Source organism: Sphingobium psychrophilum (genome assembly GCF_012927105.1).
Taxonomy (GTDB): Bacteria; Pseudomonadota; Alphaproteobacteria; order Sphingomonadales; family Sphingomonadaceae; genus Sphingobium; species Sphingobium psychrophilum.
This window is the reverse complement of the sequence record NZ_JABBFV010000002.1, coordinates 82,192-95,112: the sequence shown is the minus strand read 5'-3', so window position 1 is coordinate 95,112 and position 12,921 is coordinate 82,192. Positions and strand designations below refer to the sequence as shown.

12 protein-coding genes are annotated in these 12,921 nt (G+C 63.2%); 4 read left to right on the top strand and 8 right to left on the bottom strand.

Features of this window, described 5'->3' with window-relative positions; all coding sequences use genetic code 11:
* Window positions 1–112: 112 nt before the first annotated feature.
* A complete protein-coding gene (locus tag HHL08_RS03860; protein WP_169571161.1) occupies window positions 113–688 on the bottom strand; it encodes a histidine phosphatase family protein in 576 nt (191 codons plus the stop codon).
* 214 nt (window positions 689–902) lie between these two features.
* On the opposite strand from HHL08_RS03860, the gene HHL08_RS03855 reads away from it, so the two are divergent.
* From HHL08_RS03855 to HHL08_RS03845, 3 genes are all read left to right on the top strand, one after another.
* Window positions 903–1,130: a CbtB domain-containing protein gene (locus HHL08_RS03855; RefSeq protein WP_169571160.1), complete on the top strand. Its 228-nt coding sequence runs from the start codon at window positions 903–905 to the stop codon at window positions 1,128–1,130.
* Window positions 1,093–1,860, top strand: coding sequence for a CbtA family protein (locus HHL08_RS03850; RefSeq protein WP_235954794.1), 768 nt, complete (start codon window positions 1,093–1,095; stop codon window positions 1,858–1,860). The genes HHL08_RS03855 and HHL08_RS03850 overlap by 38 nt, the downstream gene beginning before the upstream one ends.
* Before the next feature lie 134 nt (window positions 1,861–1,994).
* The gene (locus tag HHL08_RS03845) at window positions 1,995–3,032 is read left to right on the top strand and encodes a rod shape-determining protein (RefSeq protein WP_169571159.1); all 1,038 of its coding nucleotides are present in this window, start codon (window positions 1,995–1,997) and stop codon (window positions 3,030–3,032) included.
* 22 nt (window positions 3,033–3,054) lie between these two features.
* On the opposite strand, the gene HHL08_RS03840 is transcribed toward HHL08_RS03845, so the two are convergent.
* The 5 genes from HHL08_RS03840 to alr all read right to left on the bottom strand — a co-directional run bounded on the left by HHL08_RS03840 (window position 3,055) and on the right by alr (window position 9,653).
* Complete coding sequence (locus HHL08_RS03840; RefSeq protein ID WP_169571158.1) at window positions 3,055–4,005, bottom strand: cation diffusion facilitator family transporter; 951 nt, start codon at window positions 4,003–4,005, stop codon at window positions 3,055–3,057.
* Between the two features lie 41 nt (window positions 4,006–4,046).
* Complete coding sequence (locus HHL08_RS03835; RefSeq protein WP_235954792.1) at window positions 4,047–6,449, bottom strand: membrane-bound PQQ-dependent dehydrogenase, glucose/quinate/shikimate family; 2,403 nt, start codon at window positions 6,447–6,449, stop codon at window positions 4,047–4,049.
* A gap of 458 nt (window positions 6,450–6,907) precedes the next feature.
* Complete coding sequence (locus HHL08_RS03830) at window positions 6,908–7,252, bottom strand: RidA family protein (RefSeq protein ID WP_169571156.1); 345 nt, start codon at window positions 7,250–7,252, stop codon at window positions 6,908–6,910.
* A gap of 17 nt (window positions 7,253–7,269) precedes the next feature.
* Window positions 7,270–8,526 (bottom strand): D-amino acid dehydrogenase, encoded by a 1,257-nt coding sequence (locus HHL08_RS03825; protein ID WP_169571155.1) that lies wholly within the window; start codon window positions 8,524–8,526, stop codon window positions 7,270–7,272.
* Window positions 8,523–9,653, bottom strand: a complete 1,131-nt coding sequence (gene alr, locus HHL08_RS03820; RefSeq protein WP_169571154.1) for an alanine racemase — start codon at window positions 9,651–9,653, stop codon at window positions 8,523–8,525. Before alr ends, HHL08_RS03825 begins: the two co-directional genes overlap by 4 nt.
* Window positions 9,654–9,775: 122 nt before the next feature.
* Between alr and HHL08_RS03815 the strand changes: the two genes are divergently transcribed.
* Window positions 9,776–10,240, top strand: coding sequence for an Lrp/AsnC family transcriptional regulator (locus HHL08_RS03815; RefSeq protein WP_169571153.1), 465 nt, complete (start codon window positions 9,776–9,778; stop codon window positions 10,238–10,240).
* A gap of 81 nt (window positions 10,241–10,321) precedes the next feature.
* Here the strand turns inward: HHL08_RS03815 and HHL08_RS03810 are convergent, their stop codons facing one another.
* Both HHL08_RS03810 and HHL08_RS03805 read right to left on the bottom strand, forming a co-directional pair.
* Entirely contained in the window at window positions 10,322–12,055 is a 1,734-nt protein-coding gene (locus tag HHL08_RS03810) for an acyl-CoA dehydrogenase C-terminal domain-containing protein (RefSeq protein WP_169571152.1), read from the bottom strand.
* 97 nt (window positions 12,056–12,152) lie between these two features.
* On the bottom strand, window positions 12,153–12,737 hold the full coding sequence (locus HHL08_RS03805; protein ID WP_169571151.1) for a TetR/AcrR family transcriptional regulator: 585 nt from the start codon (window positions 12,735–12,737) through the stop codon (window positions 12,153–12,155).
* Between the last annotated feature and the right edge of the window lie 184 nt (window positions 12,738–12,921).

Below are 12,921 nucleotides of genomic sequence, written 5' to 3'. Positions count from 1 at the left end.
GGCAGCCTGCCGGGGCCGCTTTTGGGATAGGGTATGAAGTTGGGGCGGCCCGAATCGAAAACCATGTCCTAAGGGATATTGTCTCCAGGGGAAATCGGCGCGAGACAAGGGGCTAGACCTGCCCGCCATCTGGGGCTGAGGGTGCCGCGCCTCGGTTCGTCTCCAGCGCCTGAAGCCGCCAGATGCGGTTGAACGAGAGGCGGATGCACGACAGCGGCGTGATGTCGATATTGAGCGTGGTTGCGGGCGGAAAGCCCAGGGTATGGGCAATCGCGGCGCGCATCGTCATGGGATGGGTGATAGCGCAGACGGGTTGGGCCTGGGTCGCCATCCGGTCGATCCATGCGCCGATCCGTCGCTGGACCGTCGCCATGGCTTCTCCGTCAGCGGCGGCGCATGTGGGGTCTGCCAGCCAGCCGGACAGGGCGGCCGGCTCATCCGCCACTATGTCTTCGATCGATCGTCCTGACCATCGCCCTACATCCCTGTCCGCCAGGGCGGCCTCCTCTGTGGCGGAAACTCCTATGGCCTGGGCAGTCTGGGCGGCGGCGAGCGAGGGGCTGCGGAATGCACGACCAGCCAGCTTCGGGGGCAGACGATAGCAGGCGGCGTCGCGCGCGCCCCGCGCGTCGAGGCGTTCATCCCGCGCCGGGAAGCCGCCGATGCGGCTCGATGGCGTGGAGGCCACGCAGAGAAGAAAGAGCGACGTGCCCAGTGGAACCTCCGAGATATGTTGACGAGCGGCCTTGCCCCACTCTAAACGCCATGGCTATCAGGAAGAAGAAGCCGGTGAAAACCCGGTGCGGTCGCGCCACTGTGATCGACGTAAAATGTCGAGAGCCAGACCTTCGTCCTGAACGATATCTCTCGCGGGACGCGCAATCCCCTACAGGAGCATAACCATGGCAGCCAGTGCCGCATTGTTTGACGATCATTTCATTCCCGTACAGGGCGTCGAAACCATTCCAGTCGCGGATATCGCCCCATGGGCCATGTTCGGCGCGCTGATCGCGCTTATCTTCCTCTACTTCGTCAGCACCGAACAAGGCGCTTTCGCGCTGTTCGACGGCATGTATGTGCATGAATTCGTGCATGACGGCCGGCATCTTCTCGGCTTCCCCTGCCACTGAGCGGGCGATGACGAAGAGCCTGTTGTGGCGTGGCATGGTGGTCGGCATAGTGGCGGCCATTATCGCGACGATGTTCGCCCGCCTGACCGCGGAACCCCAAATCGACCTCGCCATAGCTTATGAAAGCGTGCACGCGGCCCATTATGGGGATGCGCCGATGCCGCATGAAGAGGAAGAATTGGTGAGCCGTGCGACCCAGAAGGGTGCGGGCCTGCTGACGGCGATGATGCTGTATGGCGCTGCCGTCGGCGGCATATTTTCGTTGCTGTTCGCTTATGGTTATGGCCGCTTCGGGCAGGCGGGGCCGCGCAGCTTCGCGCTGCTGCTGGCGGCGCTCGCCTTCCTGCTGATCGTCATCGTGCCGGGGATCAAATATCCCCAGACGCCGCCGGCCGTGGGGAGCCATGACACCGTCGGCCTGCGCACCGCCGCCTATTTCGCGATGATCGCGCTGTCCGTGGGTGGCGCGGTGATCGCATCGAAACTGCGCGCCGCCCTGGTCCGGTCGCGTAAGGGCATCGACGCGACCCTGCTCGTCGTCGGCGCCTACATCACGTTGGTCCTTCTGGGCCAGTGTCTCTTGCCCGTCGTCAATGAGGTGCCGGCCGATTATCCCGCGACCCTGCTCTGGAATTTCCGGGTCGCCGCCATCCTGACCCAGATGATCCTGTGGGCCACGATCGGGATCGCCTTTGGCTTATGGGCCGAACAGGTTATGCGCCGCCAATAGATGCCGTAATGGGTGCCTGGGCGGCGGCCGAAACTCCGGTGACCGCGACAATCATCCGGCCGGGCGTGCCGGCCTTGTGCCCGGACTTGCATTGGGCAAAGCGGCGTCACCCCCCGCCCCCGCTCGGATACCCCATGATAAGACGATTATTCGCTTCCTCTACGCACGACATGGCCATCGACCTTGGCACGGTAAATACGGTCATCCACGTCCGCGATCGCGGCATCGTCCTGAATGAGCCATCCGTCATAGCGATCGAGACTGTCGGCGGCGTGCGGCGCGTCAAGGTGGTCGGCAATGAAGCCAAACCGATGATGGGCAAGACCCCCGCGAACATCCAGGCGATACGGCCGTTGCGCGATGGGGTGATCGCCGACATCGACGTAGCCGAACAGATGATCAAGCATTTCATGGCCAAGGCGATCGGCGGGGGCAGCCGGTTCGGCCGCCGCCACGAGGTAGTGATCTGCGTCCCATCGGGATCGACCATGGTGGAGCGTCGCGCCATCCAGGTGGCGACCATGAACGCCGGTGCATCGCGGGTGCAATTGATCGACGAGCCGATGGCGGCGGCGATCGGCGCGGGCCTGCCTGTGACCGAGCCGCGCGGCGCTATGGTCGTGGATATCGGCGGCGGAACGACCGAAGTCGCCGTCCTGTCGCTCCAGGGCATCGCGTACAGCAATTCCGTCCGAATGGGCGGCGACAAGCTGGACGATGCGATATCGTCCCACATCCGGCGGCATCATAATCTGATGATCGGGGAGATGACGGCGGAGCGGGTCAAACATGCCATTGGGTCCGCCGTCATTCCTGTCGATGAAGGTCGGGTCATCAGCGTCAAGGGACGCGATCTGGTGAACGGCCGACCGGCAGAAATCAGGATCAGTGAAGCGGAGATCGCCGAAGCGCTGTCGGAGGGGGTTGGGCAGATCAAGCTGGCCGTCATGTCGGCGCTGGAGCGAACGGCACCCGAATTATCCGCAGACATTATCGACGAAGGCATCACCCTGACCGGCGGCGGCGCCTTGCTCGGCCAGCTTGACCAGGCATTGTCCGACCATACGGGGCTTCCGGTCAAAGTGGCCGAAAATGCCTTGATCTGCGTGGCCATGGGGGCCGGCAAAGCGCTGGAAGATCCCGCTTATCAAGGCGTCCTGACCACCGCATAAGCCCTGTCAGTTTCCGCCGCGCCTACGGGACGGCGGTAGCAGCGGCCATGCGTTGTTTTTCCGGCCGGATATAGATGGACGTCAGTTCCGGCATGGCATGCTTGAGTTCGGCCTCGATCGCTCCGATCAGCGTTTCGCCGTCGCCCATGGTCAGCGCATCCTCGAAATCCGCGCTGATCGCAACGAACACGGCGTCGGGCGCGGTGTGGATGGTCCTGACATGATTGACCGCGACGATTTCCGCCCGACGCTCGATCGCCGTCCACACCCGTTCGATCAAGGCTGGATCAGCGCTTTCCCCGATCAGCAGGCCCTTGGCTTCGCGCGCCAGCATGACGGCGACGAAGGCCAGCACCAGGCCGATCAGGATCGATGCGATGCCGTCGATACGAGCATCGGCATAATGATGGCTTGCCCAGATACCGATGCCTGCAACGAGCAGGCCGATCAGGGCGGCGCTATCCTCGAACAGCACGATGAAGCCTGCGGGGTCTTTCGATCGCCGGACCGACTGCCACCAGCTTGCCGCGCCGCGCTTGCGGTTGAAGTCGCGCATCGCGATCAGCCAGGAGGTGCCCTCCATCGCCAAGGCGATGCCCAGGACGATATAGTTGATGGTGGGATCGCGCAGCGGCTCGGGCGCCTGGACATACGTCCAGCCTTCGTAAATCGATACGCCCGCGCCGACAGCGAAGATCAGGATCGCGACCACGAAGGCCCAGAAATAGAGTTCGCGGCCATAGCCGAAGGGGTGGGCGCGATCGGCGGGGCGGCGCGCCTGCTTCTGCCTGTAGAGAAGCAGGAGCTGGTTGCCGCTGTCCACCAGCGAGTGGAAGCCTTCGGTCAGCATAGACGACGAACCGGTGATGGCGGCCGCCACGAATTTGGCGACCGCAATTCCCAGATTGGCCGCCAGCGCGCCATAAAGGACAATGTTGGCCCTGATATGGGCAGTCCATCCCGAACCGCTCATTCAAGCAGCACCCTTGGCTGGCATAGGCATGGCGTCACCCATCATCCTTTGGTCGGCAAGGCCCAGGCGATGACCTGATCCCCGATAGGCGTCTTCATGAAGTGATGGCCGCCGGTCATCAGCACCACATATTGGCGGCCATTTTGTTCATAGACCATCGGCGTGGCCTGCCCGCCGGCTGGCAGCGCGGTCTGCCACAGGATCTTACCGGTCTTCAGGTCGATCGCCTTGAACAGGTCATCGGTCGCCGCCGCGATGAAGATGAGGCCGCCAGCGGTCACGACCGAGCCGCCATTATTGGGCGTGCCGATGGTGAAGGGCAGATAGCTGGGGATGCCGAACGGCCCGTTCTTGCGCGCCGAACCGAATGGGCGATCCCAGATCGTCTTGCCGGTGGCGATGTCGATCGCCCGGATGCCGCCATAGGGGGGCTGCTTGCACAACATCCCGGTGAAGGGCATTTGCCATCCGGCATTCACATCGATCGCATAAGGGGTCTGCGCCTGGGGATCGCCAGCGCCTTCAGCATGTGGCTTGTCGCCCTTGTCGGTCTTGGCCATGCCAGCCTTCTGCTCGCGGGTGAACCAGCCTTTCTTGTCGGCTTCGGCGCGGGGCACGAGGCGGACATAATTGGGCATGTCGTTATAATTGGCGACGATGACCCCGCGGGTTGGATCGACGGCAACGCTGCCCCAGTCGGTCCCGCCATTATAGCCGGGATATTCGATCGAATGGCGGTCCGTTTCCGGCGGGGTGAAGAAGCCGTTATAACTCGCCCGGCGGAAATTGATGCGGCAGATCATCTGGTCTATCGGCGACATGCCCCACATGTCGGATTCGGTCAGCCGATCCTTGCGCAGCGTCTGCCACAGCGAGACGATCTGCGTGGGCGCGCGCTGCGCCGGTTCAACCCCGCCGCGTGGCGCCTTGATCGTGCCGATCGGCGTCAGTGGCTGGCCGGTCGTGCGGTCCAGCACATACATGTCGCCCTGCTTGGACGACACCAGCAGCGCCGCCTTGCCCTTATAGTCGATCAGCGTGGGCTGGCTGCCAAAATCATAGTCCCACACGTCGTTCTTGACCGCCTGGAATTTCCAGCGCGGCTTGCCGGTCGTGACGTCCAGCGCGACGATGGAGGTGCCGAAGCTGTTTTCCACCGGCGAACGCAGGCTGCTCCAATAATCGACCGTGCTGTTGCCCATCGGCAGATAGACCAGCCCCAGCGCTTCGTCCCCGCTGGCGATCGTCCACATATTGGGCGTACCGCGCGACCATTGCTGCCCTTCGGGCGGGTAGCCATTCCATTCGGGATGCTTCATGTCCCAGGCGAAGCGCAGCTTGCCCGTGACCGCATCGAAACCCTGAATCACGCCCGAAGGCTCCCACCTTTGTTGCCCATCCAGTGTCTGGTGCCCGGTGATGGCGATGCCGCGGATGATGACCGGCGGCGAGTTGATCGACACGAGTCCCGGAAACACCTTGCCCATGCCGATCTTGGCATCGACCTGACCATTCTTGCCGAAATCGGCGCAGGGACGGCCGGTTTCCGCGTCGACCGCGATCAGGCGCGCGTCCAGCGTACCCTCGATCAGCCGCTTGGCGCAGAGCGATCCGGGCGCGGCGTTGGGGACGGCATAATAGCTCACCCCGCGGCAGGCGGCAGTATAGGGAATCCATTCATTGGGCACTTTGGGGTCGAAGCGCCAGCGCTCCTTTCCGGTGGCCGCATCAAGCGAGATCATGATATTCTTTGCGGAGCAGAGATAGAGCGCATTGCCGACCTTCAACGGCGTCGTTTCGGCGCCATATTGGGCGGCGGCGGCCGCATCGCTCGGCATGTCGCCGGTATGCGCCAGCCAGACCTGCTGTAATTGCGCGACATTACCGGCATTGATCTGGGTTAGCGGCGAATAGCGCCGCGCCGCGCCGGTGCCGCCATAAGCGGGCCAATCGGCACCGGCAGCCATGCCGGACGGGTCCATCATGCCCATCGAATTTTGCGCCGGCAGCGCCGCGACCGAAACGTCGCGCGTGCCCAGAAAGGTGAAGAGCAGCGCGGTCGCCAGGACGGTAACGCCGACACCCACGCCCGCCAGTTTCCAGCGATGGGCCGTCCGCGTCAGCGTCGGCATCACCAGGAAGGTCGCAATCAGCAAAACGATCGGGGCGATGATGCGCGGCACCAGTGCCCAGGCCAGGTTGCTACTGGCGTCGAAAAAGGCCCAGAGCAAAGTGACCGCCACGACGGCGATATAGGCATAAGCGCCCACCATCCGGCTGCGCATCAACATCAGGCCGGCAAATAGCATCGCGATCCCGGCCAGCCCATAGTAGAGCGAGCCGCCAAGCGTGGCGAGCCAGATGCCGCCGCCCGTCAGAATGAGGCCGATGGCGGCGATGAAAAACCCCAGGATGATGGATGGCCAGCTACGATATTCGGGCAATTGGAAATTCCTCGTCTCGATGGTCGATGGCGAGGCGCATCGACCGGGCGGGCGGTGTCCACCCGCCTGCTCAATTTCCGGCGATTGTTTCTGTTCCGGTTCTGAATTGAAACTTATCGTTTCCATCGCGGGGGTTTTCGCGAATATTTGGCCATGGCCCACGCGGTAAGGGCAGGGCGAACCCGATTGTGATGTTAGGTGCGCGCAGGATGCAGCGTTGAGGGCGGCGCAATGCAATGGCTTAGGCATAGCCGGTCGAAGCCCAGTTCCGGATAACAGGGAGCGGACCTTTCGCGCTACCCGGAATCGCGCGGCGTCAAGCGGCGCTGGCGCGTAAGACAAGTAATATGAAGTGATGGCCGTGCATTATGACCAGCATCTTCAAGAGCGAATTTTGCGCAAGATTTTGAGGATCGCCGCGCCAATCCCGTTCGGTTAGGCCATCGACGAAGCGATGATCAGGCGCGCGCAGCGGTGATGATGATTTCAACCTTATAATCGGGCGTCGCCAGCCTGGCTTCGCCGGTGGCGCGGGTCGGGGCGGCGACGTCGGCGATCCAGGCGTCCCAGACGCTGTTCATTTCGGCGAAGTCAGCCATGTCGGCCAGCCAGATGGTCGCGCGCAGAATGTGCGCCTTGCTGCTGCCAGCCAAGCCAAGCAGGCGATCGATTTCATCCAGCGCGGTCTGGGTCTGCGCCGTCACGCTGTCGCCTTCGCCGACCTGGCCGGCCAGATAGACGGTATCGCCATGGATGACCGCTTCGCTCATGCGCGGACCGGTTTCGATGCGGGTGATGGTCATGATGCTTCTCCTTGGATTCAGCGCCGATATCGCGCCAGCGCCAGATCGGCGGTTTCGATGTCCGGCTTGGCGCCGCCTATGACGTCGGCGATCACTCGACCCGATCCGCAAGCCATGGTCCAGCCCAGCGTGCCATGGCCGGTGTTGAGGAACAGATTGTCGATGCCCGTCGCGCCCACCACCGGGGTCGAATCCGGCGTCATGGGCCGCAATCCGCTCCAGAAGGTCGCACGACTGAGGTCGCCCGCGCCGGGGAAGAGCGTGCCGACACTATGGTCCAGCGTGTCGCGCCGCGCCTGCGGCAGGTCGTTGGTATAGCCCGACAGTTCGGCCATGCCGCCGACGCGGATGCGGTCGCCCAGCCGGGTGATCGCCACCTTGTAGCTTTCGTCGAGCAGGGTGGACACCGGTGCGGCGTCCGGCTGCACGATAGGCACGGTGATCGAATAGCCTTTGACCGGATAGACCGGCAGGCGCAGACCGAGCGGCGCTACCAACAAGGGCGAGAAGCTGCCCATCGCCACCAGATAGGCGTCGCCGCTGACCGGCCCCTGATCGGTGACGACATGGCTGATGCGGCCGGCTTCCGTGGCCAGTCCCTGGATCGTGCGACCCATCAGGAACTGCACGCCGCGCGCCTTGGCCATGTCCGCCAGCGCATTGGTGAATTTGAAGCAGTCGCCGGTTTCGTCATTGGGCAGGCGCAGCCCACCAACGATCGGCGCGGCGCTAGCGGCCAGCCCCGGCTCGGCAGCCAGGCATCCAGCGCGATCGAGCACTTCGAACGGGACATTGTCGGCGCGCAGCACCTCTATATCCTTGGCGATGCCGTCCAGTTGCTTTTGTTCGCGGAAAAGCTGGAGCGTGCCTTGGCCGCGCTCGTCATAGGCGATGCCCGTTTCCGCGCGCAGCGCGATCAGCCGGTCGCGGCTATATTCGGCCAGCCTGACCATGCGCCCTTTGTTGATGCGATAGTCAGCGGCGTTACAGTTGCCGAGCATCGCCACCATCCAGCGCAGCATCGCCATATCGACGCTGGGCCGCAGGATGAGCGGCGCATGGCGCATGAACAGCCAGCGCAGCGCCTTGGCCGGAATGCCCGGCGCCGCCCATGGTGACGCATAGCCGGGGGAAATTTCGCCGGCATTGGCGAAGCTGGTTTCCTGCGCCACGCCGGTCTGGCGATCAATAACGACGACCTCATGCCCGGCCTGTGCCAGATACCAGGCGGACGTGACACCGATCACGCCGCCACCCAATATGACGATTTTCATGCCTTGCCGCTCCTCTGGTCGGCAGCGGCGACCGGCGCGGGCAGATAGATACGCGCATAGCGGTGGCCGAGCCGGGTCAATATCTCGTAGCTGATCGTGCCCGCCTGCGCGGCGACCGCGTCGATCGTCTGGTGCGGGCCGATCAGTTCGACCGGCGCGCCGGGGTAGAGCAGGTAATCGGCGATGTCGGTAACGTCGATCGCCATGCTGTCCATAGACACCCGCCCCACGATCGGGGCGCGGACGCCGCCGATATAGGCGCTGCCGCGACCGCTCAAATGGCGTGGCCAGCCGTCGGCATAGCCCACCGAAAGGGTCGCGATATGCGACGGGCGGTCGCAGCGATGCGTGAGGCCATAGCCGACGCCCGCGCCCGCCGGTACGGTGCGCAGTTGAAGGATATAGGCGTCGAGCGCGATCACGGCACGCATCGGATTGGGATCGCCATGCGGCGCGCCGCCATAGAGCGCAATGCCCGTACGGACCAGATCGCCATGCCGCACCCCCGTCGCCATCGCCCCGCCTGAATTGTCGAGCGAGCGCGGCACGCCGGGAAACTGGTCGGCGATCGCGTCGAACCTATCACGCTGCTCCCGATTGAAGGCATCGTCTGGTTCGTCGGCGCAGGCCAGATGGCTCATGACCAGTTGCAGGTCGATGCCGTCGAGCCGGTGCGGCTGGTCGCGCAGCATCGCCAGTTCATCGGGCGTCAGGCCCAGACGCGACATGCCGGTATCGACCTGTATGACGCCGGGCAGCGCGTACCCGATCGTGCGGGCGGCCGCGGCCCATGCGTCAATCTGCGCCAGCGAATTGAGCACCGGCAAGACGCCCAGCGCGGCGCAGGCGGCTTCGGCGCCAGGCGGCAAGCCGTTGAGAACGTAAAGGGGGATGTCTGGCGGCAGATGCGGCTTCAACGCCGTCGCCTCGCACAGATGGGCGACGAAGAAATGGCGACAGCCCGCGGCCAACAGGGCGTGCGACACTTCAGCCGCACCTAGGCCATAGGCGTCCGCCTTGACCACGCCGGCCACAGCAGCAGGAGCAACCTGACGCGCGATCAGCGCATAGTTGGCCACCAGCGCGCCGAGGTCGATGCGCAGGGTGGCCGCAGTCCCATCATGCATAGCCGTCCCTTTTTTGACTGAAACCACAGTATAACAGGTTTCTTCGAATATCCCTCTTATGTGGAGGACATTCTTCGCATTTTCTGACAGAGATGGTCCAATATATCAATGGAATCGCATAAATGGCCACTAGCTTAGATCCGAGCGATCGCGCGATCCTGCGCCTGCTCAAACTCAACGCCCGGCGTTCCAACGCAGATATCGCCGCGGAGATTGGATTGTCTCCATCGGCCTGCCATCGCCGTATCAGGCAACTGGAAGCGCAAGGCTATATTCGCGGCTATACTCTGGTCGCTGGCGGTCGCGATGAAACCGCCACGGTCAATGTGCTGGTTCAGGTGACATTAGACCGGCAGACCGAAGATTTCCTGGCCCGCTTCGAAAATGCCGTGCGACAATGCCCTGAAATCCGGGAATGTTTCCTGATGACCGGCGCTGTAGATTATTGGTTGCGGGTCGAAGCGGACAGCGTGGACGCCTATGAACGCATCCATAGCGAAATCCTCTCCCGCATGCCGGGTGTGACCCGGATCAATTCCAGCATCGCCATGCGTGACGCGCTGCGCCCGCGGCGCGGCAAGGGATGATGCGGATCTCAAGACTAGGACCGATCCTGACATTCAATACCGTTTGAAGCCAAGTCGCGCGCCAATGTCAAAATTAGTCCGCTAAAAGGCGTCCGCGTTCAGCGCCATGATCGACGTTTCGCCCGCCGCGATGCTGGCTGCGAGACTGTACGCTTGGGGCAGCATTCTCTGGGCGAAGAAATCTGCGACGATCCGCTTGCCAGTGTGGAATGCGTCTTCGCCCTGCGCCGCCGCGGCCATGCGCGTCCACATCCACCCCATCGAGACGAGCGCGAAAAGGCGCAGATAATCAACCGCCGCCGCGCCCGCAGCATCCATGTTCGCGCCTTGCAGCGATGCCGTGGTGGTGCGTAGCAGGTTCAGCGCCGCCCGCGTCCTTGCCGCCACGTCGATGGTGCCGGCTGCGTCCAGATCCGCCGCGATCAGATCGAAATAGCCTTCGACCACGGTGCCGCCCGCCATCGCCAGCTTACGCCCGACCAGGTCCATCGCCTGCACGCCGTTAGTGCCTTCGTAAATCTGGGCGATGCGTGCATCACGGACATATTGCTCCATCCCCCATTCACGGATGTAGCCATGGCCGCCGAACACCTGCTGCGCCTGCACGGCGCTTTCAAAACCGAAATCCGTGAAGGCAGCCTTCACGACTGGCGTCAGTAGCGCGACCAGCGCATCGGCCTTCGCCCGCTCGGCGGCGTCGGGATGATGATGCGCCCTGTCCAACTGCAAGGCAGTCCAGCCGCCCAGCGCCCGCCCGGCTTCGACAAAGGCGCGGATGTTGAGCAGCATCCGCCGCACATCGGCATGGTCGATGATCGCCACCGGCCCGCGCGCGCCATCGGCGCTGCGTCCCTGAAGTCGCTCCTTGGCATAGCCCGCAGCCTGTTGATAGGCGGCCCCGGCGACACCCAGTCCCTGGATGCCGACCATCAGTCGCTCCGCATTCATCATCGTGAACATGGCGGCCAAACCCTTGTTTGGCGCGCCGACCAGCCAGCCGGTCGCGTCGTCATAATTCATCACGCAGGTCGGCTGGGCATGGATGCCCATCTTCTTTTCCAGCGCGCCGACCGACATACCGTTGCGTATCGTGAAGCCACCTTCCGCGTCGGGCAGATATTTGGGCACCAGAAACAGGCTGATCCCCTTCACCCCTGCCGGCGCGTCGGGCAGGCGCGCGAGGACGAGATGCACGATATTGCCGCCGAAATCATGGTCGCCCGATGAAATGAAGATTTTCTGCCCGGTCACGACAAAGCTGCCGTCATTTTGTGGCATTGCCTTGGTCTTGAGCAGGGCCAGGTCGGTCCCGGCGCCGCTTTCGGTCAGCGCCATGGCGCCGGTCCATTCGCCGCTCACCATTCGCGGCAGATAGAGGGATTTCAGCGCATCGCTGGCATGGGCCGCAATCGCTTCGCAGGCGCCGCGGGTCAGGCCGGGAAACAGGCCAAAGGACAGGTTCGTCGCAGACAGCATTTCGTCCAGCCAGAGCTGGAGGATGAAGGGCAGGCCCTGCCCGCCATGGGCCGGGTCGGCCGACATGGACGCCCAGCCCGCAGCCACGAAATCGCGCCAGGCGTCGGCGAAACCGGCCGGGGTGACCACGTTCCCATCGACCAGGCGGCTGCCCTCTTCATCGCCATGGCGGTTAAGCGGGTGCAGCCGATCGGCGCACATCCGGCCTGCTTCCTCCAGCACCGCGACGGCCAGGTCGGCATCGACCTCCTTGCCGGTTTCAGCCATCGCCGCGTCAAAGCCCAGCACCTGCGTCAGCAGGAAGCGATAATCGTCGATCGGCGGAATATAGCTGAACATCGGGCCTCTCCTAAAAGCGCAACGTCGTAACTACACCAAACATGTGTTACAGTCAATAATCGTCGATCGGCAGAGACTGGCGTAGATAGCAAAAGGCCTATTCGTGGCGAAAGATCGACACGATCTGGGCGGCGATCTGGCCGGGTGACAAGCGTCTTGCGCGATACCAGTCCGACGCCGAATTCAGCTGCGACAACAATAGATTGCGATAGATGGATCGGTCGATATGCGGTGGCAGCGGCAGGTCTGCGACTAGCGACCGGAACACCCCTTCAAAGCGATCGCGCCGTGCGACCAACTGTTCGCGGACCGCATCGGGTACTTCGCGAAAATCGTTCATCATCGGCATGGTGCGCGAATCCGGTGCGAGTTGGATGTCCAGCAGGGTCGCGCAGGCCGACGTCAGCCTGGCCCATGGCTCATCGTGCGGGCGAATGGCTTGCAAGATGGAGCTTTCGGCGGCATCGAGCGCCGCATTGTGCAGTTCGACGAACAGAGCGTCTTTCGATTTGATATGATGGTAGAGCGAACCGCCCAATACGCCCGCCTGCTCGCCGATGTCGCGCATCGATGTGCCGCGATATCCTTTTTTCGCAAATAGCTGGGCTGCGATTTCCAATATCTGACGGCGGCGCCCCGATCCCTCGTCGTTAGACCCGCTCGCTAGATCATGCTTCTTCATCGCGACGCGCTAGCATATCTCTCCATGTCGGCGAAGCCCCCGACCATGGCGCGACACGCCCGCGCAATGATCAGGGCAAAATGGTGATGAGCGCCTGGTCCATTGATGCGTCGCATCCGATGGAATTGGGCATTTTAGGCGTGGGAGCTGCTGCGCCAACCTGTTGGTCAGCGCAGCAGCCCCA

Bases quoted from the DNA above. Each gene is read 5' to 3' on its own strand.
- HHL08_RS03855 (WP_169571160.1), top strand. From the start codon at position 903: ATGGCAGCCAGTGCCGCATTGTTTGACGATCATTTCATTCCCGTACAG.
- HHL08_RS03850 (WP_235954794.1), top strand. From the start codon at position 1,093: ATGACGGCCGGCATCTTCTCGGCTTCCCCTGCCACTGAGCGGGCGATG.
- HHL08_RS03845 (WP_169571159.1), top strand. From the start codon at position 1,995: ATGATAAGACGATTATTCGCTTCCTCTACGCACGACATGGCCATCGAC.
- HHL08_RS03840 (WP_169571158.1), bottom strand. From the start codon at position 4,005: ATGAGCGGTTCGGGATGGACTGCCCATATCAGGGCCAACATTGTCCTT.
- HHL08_RS03830 (WP_169571156.1), bottom strand. From the start codon at position 7,252: ATGACCATCACCCGCATCGAAACCGGTCCGCGCATGAGCGAAGCGGTC.
- HHL08_RS03825 (WP_169571155.1), bottom strand. From the start codon at position 8,526: ATGAAAATCGTCATATTGGGTGGCGGCGTGATCGGTGTCACGTCCGCC.
- alr (WP_169571154.1), bottom strand. From the start codon at position 9,653: ATGCATGATGGGACTGCGGCCACCCTGCGCATCGACCTCGGCGCGCTG.
- HHL08_RS03815 (WP_169571153.1), top strand. From the start codon at position 9,776: ATGGCCACTAGCTTAGATCCGAGCGATCGCGCGATCCTGCGCCTGCTC.
- HHL08_RS03810 (WP_169571152.1), bottom strand. From the start codon at position 12,055: ATGTTCAGCTATATTCCGCCGATCGACGATTATCGCTTCCTGCTGACG.
- HHL08_RS03805 (WP_169571151.1), bottom strand. From the start codon at position 12,737: ATGAAGAAGCATGATCTAGCGAGCGGGTCTAACGACGAGGGATCGGGG.